The organism is Mannheimia haemolytica (assembly GCA_900638155.1).
In the GTDB taxonomy this organism is placed as follows: domain Bacteria; phylum Pseudomonadota; class Gammaproteobacteria; order Enterobacterales; family Pasteurellaceae; genus Mannheimia; species Mannheimia glucosida.
Window position 1 is genome coordinate 1,044,560 of record LR134495.1, and the last position, 11,178, is coordinate 1,055,737.

Here is an 11,178-nt window from a genome sequence, read left to right on the forward strand (position 1 = left end):
ATGTACCGTTGGTTTAAAAATGTGGGGTTTCTCGCATTTAAAGAGCTGAAAAGCCTGTTTAGCGATAAAGTGTTGGTTTTACTGATTATTTATATGTTTTCCTTTGCGATCATTACCATTGCAAAGCAAGGTATGACCGATGTGAAAAACGGCTCGGTCGGTATTATTAACTACGATCACTCCGCACTGTCTTATCGTTTAAAAGATGCTTTGATTCCGCCTTATTTTAAAACAGTGGAAGATATTGAGCCACAAGCGGTGGATAGAGCAATGGATATTGGGCAATACACCTTTATTGTGGAAATTCCGCCGAATTATCAACGTGATATGGTTGCCGGCAGAGAGCCGAAAGTGCAATTGTTAGTTGATGCCACTGCGATGACCCAAGCTAATATCGGGGCTTATTATATCGGGCAGATTTTTAACCAAGAAATTGAACGTTTTCTCGGCACGCCACAGCCATTAATGCCTTTGAATACGGCAATCAATGTGCTGTATAACCCCAATTATGACACCTCTTGGTTTATGGGAGCGGGGCAGATTGTCGGGAATTTAACCTTGCTGACGTTACTGCTTTCAGGATCTGCGGTGATTCGGGAAAAAGAGCGTGGTACGATTGAGCATTTACTGGTAATGCCGGTTCGTTCCAGCGAAATTGCGGTGTCTAAAATTCTTGCTAACGGCTTGGTATTAGTGGTAGTCACCTTATTTTCGCTTAAGTTTATTATTTCCGGCTTTCTGGGAGCCCCATTTAGTAACGTACAAATCGGCATTTTTGTATTAGGCGTGGCGATTTTTCTGTTTTCGGTTGCATCACTAGGGATATTGTTGGCGGTATTTGCACCTTCTATGCCACAATTTGGGCTACTTTGCATTCCGATTTATTTAGTGATGTATATGCTTTCGGGGGCTAATTCGCCGCTTGAAAATATGCCGCAACTGGCACAGCAATTAACCCAATTTTCACCGACCACCATTCTCGGGGCTTATGCTCAAGATGTGCTATTCCGTAATGCCGGCTTAGAATTGGTTTGGTCACATTTGCTTAAAATGGCTCTGCTCGGAGCGGTGTTTTTAACGATTGCCTTAATGCAGTTTAAATCAATGCTATCGAAACAAGGATAAAAAATGACGTTTTATAAATTATCAGCAGTTGCAATTTTTACTGCTTTTTTGACCGCTTGTAGCAGTATTAACGTTGATACCCAATCTTCGGTTGAAGTGCCGCTTGAGTTTGATCAAACCCAAGCAGCTAAAGGCTCAAGTGAAATTCAACAGTGGTGGAAAAATTGGCACGATCCGCAATTAACTGCCTTAATTGAACGAGGATTGGCAAACAGTTTAGATATTCAGCTCGCCAAAGCCCGTTTAGCCGAAGCCCAGGCAAACAGTCAATATACTGAAGCAGATAAAGGGATTAACGTGGGGGCAAATGGAACAGTTGGTGGCGGAATGTTAGATATGAACACCGATGTCTATAACCCCAAACGTCTTGATGTAGCGAATGCTCAAGCGGGTATTTCCGCTTCGTGGGAACCTGATTTCTTCGGTAAAAAACGTAGTGATGCCGATGCCGCAAAAGCAGGGGCATTAGGGCAACAAGAGCAAGTGTATGGGGCTCAACTTTTGGTTTCAAGCAGTATTGCCGAAAACTATTTTAAAATTTATGCCATAGACCAACAGCAAGCAATTATTGGTAAAAACGTTGCGATTTTGAATGAATTACAACGCTACATTCAAGGGCGTTTTAACGCAGGGCAGGCAACAGCTTATGAACTGAGTGAAATTGCCGCACAAATCACCGCATTAAAAGCTCAGCAATCTACGCTTCAGTCTCAGGCTGATGCGTTGCAGCGAAACATTGCGGTACTGATTGGTGTTGTGCCTCAAAGCTTTAAAATTGCTAGACAGGGCAATCCGTTAGCTAAAATTCCGGACAGCCCGAGTGGGCAAATGCCGAGTACGGTAATTGAACGCCGGCCTGATATACGGGCGAATGCACGCAGAGTGGAAGCTATGGCGGCAAAATTAGCCAGTGCGAAAGCTGATCTTTATCCACGTTTTGATATTCAATTTTTAGGGCAAGGCGGTTATGTCAAAATTAATAACGATCTGTCGCCAATCTCAGCGTTATCTAATTTAGTCAGCGTTGGGGTTAAGTTACCGATTTTTACCAATGGTAGAATCCAAGCTAACATTGATGCAGCAGATGCACGCTTGCAAGCAGCAATGATTGAGTACGATAACAGCTTACTCACCGCATTGGGCGAAGTGGATTCAGCGTATCAGCACCAATCCGGTCTTGTTAAACAGAGCGGATTGCTACAGACTGCATTAAAACAAGCCCAAAAACAGGCAAATGACGCCCAAAAATTATTCCAATTTGGTGAAAAAACCTTAGATGTGGCAATTAGAGCCAGAACCACGGTGCTAAATTACCAACAGCAACTGGTTCAGTCACAGCTCTCGCAAGCGTTAAATTTAATTAACCTATACAAAGCATTAGGTGGCGGCTGGCGATAAGTGTTAGCAAAAAATCCATAAAAAATGACCGCTTGCAAGCGGTCATTTTTTTAGTTCAACGATTAAATTGTGCTTTATTCCTTGCCATAGTAGGCTTTGGTCATAATCGCCTCCATATCTTCAATCATTGCCAAACGTGGGTTTGCCGGTGTGCATTGGTCTTCAAATGCGTGTAGGGCAAGTTCACGGCGGGCGTTCAAGAAGGCTTGTTCATCAACGCCTTGCTCGCGTAACGACATTTTCACACCACAACGAACCGCTAAATCGTGTACTGCTTGAGCGTAAGATTCTACCGCTTGTGCCGGTGTTTCTGCCGGTAAGCCAAGCATTCTGGCAATATCTTGGAAACGCACATCGGCGACATAATTGGTGTATTTCGGCCAAGTTGCCACTTTGGTTGGGCGTGTGCCGTTATAGCGAATAACGTGTGGCAGTAAAATCGCATTGGTACGACCGTGAATGGTGTGGAATTTACCCCCGATTTTGTGTGCCATTGAGTGGCAAATCCCTAAGAAAGCGTTGGCAAATGCCATACCTGCCATTGTGGAGGCATTGTGCATTTTTTCACGGGCGGTTTCATCGAACTCTTTGACCGATTTTTCCAAGTTTTCAAACACTAACTTAATGGCTTGCAAGGCTAAACCGTCAGTATAATCGTTGGCTAAAATCGACGTGTAAGCCTCGGTAGCGTGAGTTAATACGTCTAAGCCGGTATCGGCTGCAACGTGAGACGGCACAGACATCACTAACGCAGGATCGACAATCGCAATAGTTGGGGTTAATGAGTAGTCAGCAAGCGGATATTTAATATCGCCATCGGTGATTACTGCAAACGGCGTCACTTCAGAGCCTGTACCGGAGGTGGTTGGAATGCCGACAAATTTCGCTTTTCTGCCTAATTGTGGGAATTTGAATGCACGTTTGCGGATATCCATAAATTTTTGTACTAAATCACGGAAATCGACTTCAGGTTGTTCATAGAATAACCACATAATTTTGGCAGCGTCCATTGGTGAACCACCACCAAGTGCGATGATAGTATCAGGTTGGAAGCTACGCATTAATTCTGTACCACGTTGCACAGTTTGGAGGCTTGGGTTTGGTTCAACATCGGTAAAGAGCTGAATCATCACTTGGTTGCGACGTTGGCGAAGTTGTTCGGTGATTCTATCTACAAAGCCGAGATCGACCATTGAGCGGTCGGTTACGATCATCACTTTATGCACATCGTGCATTGATTTCAAATATTGAATTGAGTCACGCTCAAAGTAGATTTTTGATGGCACTTTAAACCATTGCATATTATTTCTCCGTCTGCCCACACGTTTGATATTGATTAAATTCACCGCACTAACGTTGTTACCTACAGAGTTTTTACCGTAGGAACCACAGCCCAGCGTAAGCGATGGCAGGAAAGAGTTATATACATCACCGATACCGCCAAAGGTTGATGGTGAGTTCCAAATCACCCGAATAGCTTTTACCCGTTCGCCAAAGGTTTTGGCTAAGGCTTTGTTTTCGGTGTGAATTGCGGCACTATGCCCTAAACCGTGGAAATTCACCATCGCTTCAGACAATTCCAAACCGTGTTCGGTGGAGTCGGATTTTAATAGAGCCAGTACAGGTGAAAGTTTTTCACGGGTAAGTGGCTCGCCTTCGCCCACAAAGGCACATTCAGCTAACAGAATATTGGTTTTTTCCGGTACTTTAAAGCCGGCTTGTTCGGCAATCCACGCAGCCGGTTTGCCAACTACTGTCGCATTGAGTTTTGCACCTGAGCAGCTTTCATCTTTGGCTTTATCAACACCGAAAATATATTTTTCCAGTAAGGCTTTCTCTTTTTTGTTTACCAAATATACGCCGTAAGATTGCATCTCTTTAATAAATTCAGCGTAAATTTCTTTATCTACAATCGCTGCTTGTTCAGAGGCACAAATCATACCGTTGTCGAAAGATTTTGACATTACAATGTCATACACTGCCTGTTTTAATTTAGCAGTTTTTTCCACATAAGCAGGTACGTTGCCTGCACCAACGCCTAATGCCGGTTTACCGCAAGAGTAAGCAGCTTCAACCATTGCATTGCCGCCGGTGGCTAAGATGGTTGCAATACCCGGGTGTTTCATTAAGGCTGAAGTGCCTTCCATTGAAGGTTGGGTAATCCATTGAATACAGTTTTCCGGTGCACCGGCAGCTACAGCTGCATCACGCACAATTTGAGCAGCGTGGGCAGAGGATTGTTGAGCAGACGGGTGGAAAGCAAAAACGATAGGGTTACGGGTTTTTAGGGCGATTAACGCTTTGAAAATGGTAGTTGAGGTTGGGTTGGTGGTTGGGGTAATTCCGCAGACAACACCGACTGGGTCGGCAATTTCGGTAATACCGGTGACATCGTCTTCACTAATGACCCCTGCGGTTTTTAAATGTCGCATATTATTGACAACATACTCACAGGCAAACAGGTTTTTAGTGGCTTTGTCTTCAAACACACCCCGTCCGGTTTCTTCATAAGCGTGCATTGCTAAAATGCCGTGTTTATCAAGAGCTGCGACTGAAGCTTTCGCAACAATAAAATCCACTTGTTCTTGGTTGAGTTTTCTAAACTTATCAAGGGCTTTCAAGCCTTTTTCAACAAGCTCATTCACTTCTGTTTGGGCATCAAATGGTTGAGTATTTTTAGCCATAGTTTGGTTCCTCATAAAGTTTAAATTTGATAATTTTTTTAACTGGTGAAATTATTACTCAAAAGAGTTATTTTGTCGTTAAAAATTAAACACCTTTTGGTGTTGTTTTGATCTATGTCAAGTTTTTAAATAATGGCATATATGCTATAAAAAATAGGTGTGTTTATGTACATTATTTTTGAGTAAAAAGAGGTATTTCTGACTAGAAATAAGGGCAATATCCTCGATTATTTTTGGCAGTTCCAGCAAAAAGTGGTAGGATAAATCATTGGCTATTATGTTTTTAGTTTAGAGATTTATGAAAGATATTTTACGCATTGCAACGCGTCAAAGCCCGCTGGCGTTATGGCAAGCGAACTTTGTGAAAAGCGAGTTGGAAAAACATTTTCCGCAATTATCTGTCGAACTGGTTACGATGGTAACAAAAGGCGATATTATTTTGGACACCCCATTAGCTAAAATCGGCGGAAAAGGATTATTTGTGAAAGAGCTAGAATTAGCCCTTTTAGAAAATCGAGCTGATATTGCGGTGCATTCAATGAAAGATGTGCCGATGAGCTTTCCCGAAGGTTTGGGGCTTGCGGTTATTTGTGAACGTGAAGATCCCCGTGATGCTTTTGTGTCGAACAACTACTATTCGTTAGAGGATTTGCCGAAAGGTGCTGTGGTTGGCACATCGAGCTTACGTCGCCAGTGCCAATTAATGGCAAAATATCCGCATTTAGAGGTTAAATCATTACGAGGTAATGTCGGCACTCGTTTAAGCAAATTAGATAATGGTGAGTATGATGCAATTATTTTAGCCTCTGCCGGCTTAATTCGTTTAGGTTTGAAAGAGAGAATCCGTAGCTATATTTCGGTAGAACAATCATTACCCGCAGCTGGTCAAGGAGCAGTAGGGATTGAGACTCGAGCCAATGATGAACGGATTTTGAACTACATTGCAAAATTAAACCATAGTTCGACCGCTTGTTGCGTGATGGCAGAACGTGCAATGAATACCCGTTTGCAAGGCGGTTGCCAAGTGCCGATTGGTGGTTATGCCACATTAAACGGCGATGAATTAACGCTTAATGCGTTAGTTGGAGCTTTAGATGGCTCGCAAATTATTCGTGCCTCGGCAAAAGGAGATAAGCAAGAGGCGGAGCAATTAGGCATTTTAGTGGCAGAACAGTTGCTTGCTCAAGGTGCAGATAAAATTTTAGCTGCGGTTTATAACGAAAACGTACAATAAAATGAATGTGTTAGTTACACGCCCAGATAGTAGGGGGCAAGAGTTAGTAGATATGTTAAATGAGCAGCAAATTTTTGCTATTCATCAACCGCTATTTACGATTGAAGCCGGTAAAGAATTACCTTTGCTTCCTTCGGCTATTTCTCGGCTAAAATCAGACGATTATGTATTTGTTGTTTCGCCGAATGCAGTGGAGTATGCTGCAAAAACATTAGTAGATACCGGGTTCCATTTTCGTTCAGATTTGAAATATTTTGCGGTAGGGCAACGGACTGCGAAATATTTAACAGAAAAAGCTGAACAAGCGGTCATTTATCCGATAGAATTTGAAAATAGCGAGGGGGTTTTGGCATTACCTGAAATGCAGAATCTAACTGACAAAACTATTTTAATTCTAAGAGCAGATTCTGGGCGTGAGCTACTTGCTGAAACTGCAGTCTTGCGTGGGGCAACTATTCAATATTTGGAGTGTTATCGTAGAGAGCCGGTTACCGATGATATTCCCGAAAAAATCAGCTTATGTAAACGCTTGGGAGTAGATACTATTGTGATCACCAGTAGTGAAATTTTAAGATCACTTTATGAACAAACGAAAGCAGATTGTAGAGCATGGTTATTTGAATGTGATCTGGTTGTAGTGAGCCAGAGGATTGCAAAGATAGCTAAACAAATGGGATGGCAAGAAGATAAGATTAGGGTATCGGATAAAGCCGATAATGTAACTTTGATGAATACATTATTATTTAAAGTGGGCAAATCTAACTAGAGGTGGCGAGTATGTCAAGATCTAAAAAAGTAACTGAACATTTAGAGCATTCAGCTGAAAAGGTGGTAGAAGAGGCACAACAAGCGGTCGATTCTGCGGAATCTTTTGCAAAAAAAGAGATTGAGGAAGATGTAGTGAACGAAGCTATAGAGAAAGATATTCAAACAGAAATGCAAAAAGCGCCAAAAGAACAAGTGGTTGTTCAAAAATCGGGCGAAAAGGGCTTGGCATTAGTTGCACTATTAGTGGCTTTAGCGGTTGGCGGAGCTGGTCATTATATGGCAACTAAAAAGTTTGCAGAGGTTGAATCTCAAATTCAGGCAGTATCCGCTAAAGCAAATCAGTCTACTACTCAAACTATGGTTGAGATGCCAAATTTCGAAAATGAAAAAGCACAAATTGCCGAATTGGTCACTGAATATCAAAAAGCTTTAGAACGGATTAAAGCTTTAGAAACAGCTCAAAATGGTTATACCCAGCAAATTAGTAGTTTGCAGCTTCAACTGCAAAAGTTAAATAATACCTCTGGTTCGGATAACACATTCTGGTTATTATCTGAGGCAGATTTCTTATTGAATAATGCGGCTCGTAAAGTGGTGTTAGATAATGACATTGAAACAGCGAAAAATTTATTGTTAGAGGCAGATCAAGTTTTATCAAAAGCACCGAATACGATTCACATTCGTGAGGCAATCAAAACTGATTTAAATACATTAACCGCATTGCATCAGATCGATCAAAATGCCTTAATGCAGCGTGTCGCAAATTTAGCGAATAAATTAGATGATTTGCCGATTTTGGAAAGTGAACAAGCTTCAAATAGCAAACAAGATGGGCAAATAAGTGATTCTCTTGCGGATTGGGAGAAAAATTTAGAAAAAAGTGCTGCTTCATTTTTAGATCATTTTATTCGTGTATCGAAACGCAATGCAGCAGATGAGAAAGCCTTTGTTGCACCGAATCAAGAAATTTATTTGCGTGAAAACATTCGCTTGCGTTTACAAATTGCGATTTTAGCTGTTCCTCGCCAGCAAAGCGAACTTTATAAAAAATCGTTACAAACGGTAGGCTCTTGGGTAAGAAGTTATTTTGAAACTTCAAATGAAAATGTGCAACATTTCTTGAAAGAGCTGGATGAGTTGGCAGAACAAACTATTTATGTGGATACTCCAACTTCATTACAAAGCTTAAAGGTGATTGCTCAGCAAATTAATAAAACCCCTGAAAAAATAGAGAAAGTCGAAATAAAAGCTGAAAAAGAATTAGAGCAAGCAGAGCCTGTAAAAGCAGAGCAAGATGCGATGCCTCCTTCAGCACAATAATAAAAAGGAGAATAGATTATGTTTAGAACGCTCTTTTTGATGCTTTTATTATTAGTTGGACTAATCTCTGGGCCTTATTTAGCCGGAAATCAAGGTTATGTCAGAATTGAAACAGCAACTACCGTGATTGAAATGAGCATTGTAATGCTTGTGGTTTTTTTTGTGTTGGCAATGGCGGTAGTTTATTTACTTGAATGGATTGTCACTAAAATATGCCGTATGAGTAATGGAGCTTATAACTGGTTCTCAACTCGTAAGCATAAAAAAGCTCAGCAAGAAACACTGGAAGGTTTAATGCGTATGAGTGAAGGGAATTACTCAAAAGCGGAAAAACTCTTTAGTAAAAATGCAAAACATGCAGATGAGCCTGTACTGAATTTAATTAAAGCGGCGGAAGCTGCTCAGCAAAATGGTGATGATTTAGCTGCAAATAAATATTTAATTAAGGCAACTGAAATAGCTGGACCGAATAATGTTGCAGTGGAGTTGGTACGAACCCGAATTTTATTACAACAAGGAAAATTACCGGCTGCCCGAACTGCGATTGATAGCCTACTAGAGCTTGCACCTCATAGCGATGAGGTATTACGCTTAGCGATTCAAATTTATAAAGAATCAAGAGCTTATGTTGCGTTAGATAGATTATTAGTTGAAATCGGCCAACGTAATTTCTTAACTGCAGAAGAGTATGCGGAGTTAGAGTATTTCGTTGATGATGGTTTACAAGATGAGCGTTTACAGGAAGAAGGGCAGGAAGGCTTGCTTTCGTGGTGGGAAAACCAACCAAATCGTCGTCGTAAATCGGTGTATAGTCGTGTCGGTGTCATCAAGCGTTTAATTGATAGTGACGATCATCAATCTGCACAAGAAATTGCTTTAGAAACGTTGAAGAAATTTGAAGATGAGCAATTACAAGGTTTATTTGTGCAATTAACCCGTTTACAAATTGATTCTGACAGTAAGCTACTAAAAGTATTAGCAAAACGGGCAGATAAAGCGAATGTTAAATATACCGATGATTATGCTAGAGCATTAGGTTATATTTATACACGTGATGGGCAATACCAAAAAGCGAAGCCTCAGTTTGAATTGTTATTGGCTCACGATGAATGTGTGGCAGATGATCGTATTATGGCATTGCACGTGGCAGAGCAGATGGGTGATAAGTTAATGGCAAACCGTATTCGTGAGGAAAATCTCAAACAAGTGAATATGGCTACTCAGTCTAAAGTTAATGAGCCATTAGCCTTACCACAAATAGCCAATGAGTCTAACTCATTATAATAATTAAGAAAATAGCAGGCTTGAAACCTGCTATTTTTATTATAGAAAGAGATAAAAAAAGCTAGCTTTAACCAAAGCTAGCTTTTTGGGGATTAGTGTGCCTTTTTCGAAAATAATTTCATTAAAGGTAAAATAATTAAACATGCAATAATACCAATCACAATACCGACTGTGAAATCAACCAGAGTAGAAAAATGAGGAGGGATACCGAATTGTTCTACGAAGTGATGAATCATTGGTAAATTATGGGTGAAAATACCACCACCGACCAAGAACATCGCAATAGTACCAATCACAGAGAGTCCTTTCATAAACCACGGCATTGCAAATAATAAGCCTTTTCCGACCGCTTGTGAGAGGGCGCTTTTTTTCTGCATCAGCCACAGGCCGATATCATCAAGTTTTACGATTAATCCGACTAAGCCATAAACAAACAGGGTAATTCCGACCCCGATAGCGGAGAGAGATAAAATTTGGGTTAGGGTTGAAGAGTCTTGCAAAACACCTAACGCAATAATGATAATCTCTGCTGATAGAATAAAATCGGTGCGAATTGCACCTTTAATTTTATCTTTTTCAGAAAGGGTTTCGGTTTCATCAGAATGAGCTTGATTGTTTTTATGTAATAGACGATGGAGTAATTTCTCTACGCCTTCAAAACATAAATATGCACCGCCTATCATTAATAGCGGGATAATAGCCTGCGGTAAAAAGACCGATAGCAGCAACGCTAGTGGAATCAAGATCACTTTATTGATTAATGAGCCTTTCGCTACAGCCCAAACAATCGGTAGTTCTCGTTCTGGCACCACATTCTTTCCACTGACTTGATTAGCATTTAAGGCAAGATCATCACCGATTACGCCTGCTGTTTTCTTAGCAGCCACTTTAGTCATGATCGATACATCATCAAGCACGGCAGCAATATCGTCTAATAATGTAAATAATGACGCAAAAGCCATATTTTTTCCTCGAATAAAATTTATAAAAAAGCCGAACTTTTCAGCTCGGCTCTCATATCTAATATTTGAAATTAGCGACGTAAACCTAAACGTGCGATAGTTTCTGAATATTTAGCAAGATCAGTACGTTTTAAGTAGTCTAATAATTTACGACGGCGTGAAACCATACGTAATAAACCACGACGACCGTGGTGATCTTTTTTATGCTCAGCAAAGTGTGCTTGTAAGTGGTTGATTTGAGCTGTTAATAATGCAATTTGAACTTCTGATGAACCAGTGTCTTTTGCATCACGACCAAATTCAGCAACGATTTTTGCTTTTGCTTCTACGCTTAGAGACATTTTAATTTCCTTTTTGTTAAGGGTTGATAATACATCAATAGCCGATCTCTAACCCAGCTATG

The 11,178-nt window shown here is 40.8% G+C and carries 9 protein-coding genes; 6 read left to right on the forward strand and 3 right to left on the reverse strand.

The annotated features are described in order from the left end of the window. Both EL242_RS05330 and EL242_RS05335 read left to right on the forward strand, forming a co-directional pair. Complete coding sequence (locus tag EL242_RS05330) at positions 1-1,125, forward strand: ABC transporter permease (RefSeq protein WP_126301797.1); 1,125 nt, start codon at positions 1-3, stop codon at positions 1,123-1,125. A gap of 3 nt (positions 1,126-1,128) precedes the next feature. Continuing rightward, a complete protein-coding gene (locus EL242_RS05335; RefSeq protein WP_126301798.1) occupies positions 1,129-2,523 on the forward strand; it encodes an efflux transporter outer membrane subunit in 1,395 nt (464 codons plus the stop codon). Between the two features lie 74 nt (positions 2,524-2,597). On the opposite strand, the gene adhE is transcribed toward EL242_RS05335, so the two are convergent. Continuing rightward, positions 2,598-5,207, reverse strand: a complete 2,610-nt coding sequence (gene adhE, locus EL242_RS05340) for a bifunctional acetaldehyde-CoA/alcohol dehydrogenase (RefSeq protein ID WP_126301799.1) — start codon at positions 5,205-5,207, stop codon at positions 2,598-2,600. A gap of 298 nt (positions 5,208-5,505) precedes the next feature. Between adhE and hemC the strand changes: the two genes are divergently transcribed. Genes hemC through EL242_RS05360 form a run of 4 tightly spaced genes read left to right on the forward strand, consistent with a single transcriptional unit; the run spans position 5,506 to position 9,813 of the window. Then, complete coding sequence (gene hemC, locus EL242_RS05345) at positions 5,506-6,441, forward strand: hydroxymethylbilane synthase (protein WP_126301800.1); 936 nt, start codon at positions 5,506-5,508, stop codon at positions 6,439-6,441. 1 nt (position 6,442) lies between these two features. Beyond that, entirely contained in the window at positions 6,443-7,207 is a 765-nt protein-coding gene (locus tag EL242_RS05350) for a uroporphyrinogen-III synthase (protein ID WP_126301801.1), read from the forward strand. 11 nt (positions 7,208-7,218) lie between these two features. Next, a complete protein-coding gene (locus tag EL242_RS05355; protein WP_126301802.1) occupies positions 7,219-8,529 on the forward strand; it encodes a uroporphyrinogen-III C-methyltransferase in 1,311 nt (436 codons plus the stop codon). Between the two features lie 18 nt (positions 8,530-8,547). After that, positions 8,548-9,813, forward strand: coding sequence for a heme biosynthesis protein HemY (locus tag EL242_RS05360; protein ID WP_126301803.1), 1,266 nt, complete (start codon positions 8,548-8,550; stop codon positions 9,811-9,813). A 92-nt stretch (positions 9,814-9,905) separates the two neighbouring features. Here the strand turns inward: EL242_RS05360 and EL242_RS05365 are convergent, their stop codons facing one another. Next, complete coding sequence (locus EL242_RS05365) at positions 9,906-10,775, reverse strand: DUF808 domain-containing protein (RefSeq protein WP_126301804.1); 870 nt, start codon at positions 10,773-10,775, stop codon at positions 9,906-9,908. 71 nt (positions 10,776-10,846) lie between these two features. Then, positions 10,847-11,116, reverse strand: a complete 270-nt coding sequence (rpsO, locus tag EL242_RS05370; protein WP_005597777.1) for a 30S ribosomal protein S15 — start codon at positions 11,114-11,116, stop codon at positions 10,847-10,849. Positions 11,117-11,178: the final 62 nt, after the last annotated feature.

Bases quoted from the DNA above. Each gene is read 5' to 3' on its own strand.
- EL242_RS05330 (WP_126301797.1), top strand. From the start codon at position 1: ATGTACCGTTGGTTTAAAAATGTGGGGTTTCTCGCATTTAAAGAGCTG.
- EL242_RS05335 (WP_126301798.1), top strand. From the start codon at position 1,129: ATGACGTTTTATAAATTATCAGCAGTTGCAATTTTTACTGCTTTTTTG.
- adhE (WP_126301799.1), bottom strand. From the start codon at position 5,207: ATGGCTAAAAATACTCAACCATTTGATGCCCAAACAGAAGTGAATGAG.
- hemC (WP_126301800.1), top strand. From the start codon at position 5,506: ATGAAAGATATTTTACGCATTGCAACGCGTCAAAGCCCGCTGGCGTTA.
- EL242_RS05350 (WP_126301801.1), top strand. From the start codon at position 6,443: ATGAATGTGTTAGTTACACGCCCAGATAGTAGGGGGCAAGAGTTAGTA.
- EL242_RS05355 (WP_126301802.1), top strand. From the start codon at position 7,219: ATGTCAAGATCTAAAAAAGTAACTGAACATTTAGAGCATTCAGCTGAA.
- EL242_RS05360 (WP_126301803.1), top strand. From the start codon at position 8,548: ATGTTTAGAACGCTCTTTTTGATGCTTTTATTATTAGTTGGACTAATC.
- EL242_RS05365 (WP_126301804.1), bottom strand. From the start codon at position 10,775: ATGGCTTTTGCGTCATTATTTACATTATTAGACGATATTGCTGCCGTG.
- rpsO (WP_005597777.1), bottom strand. From the start codon at position 11,116: ATGTCTCTAAGCGTAGAAGCAAAAGCAAAAATCGTTGCTGAATTTGGT.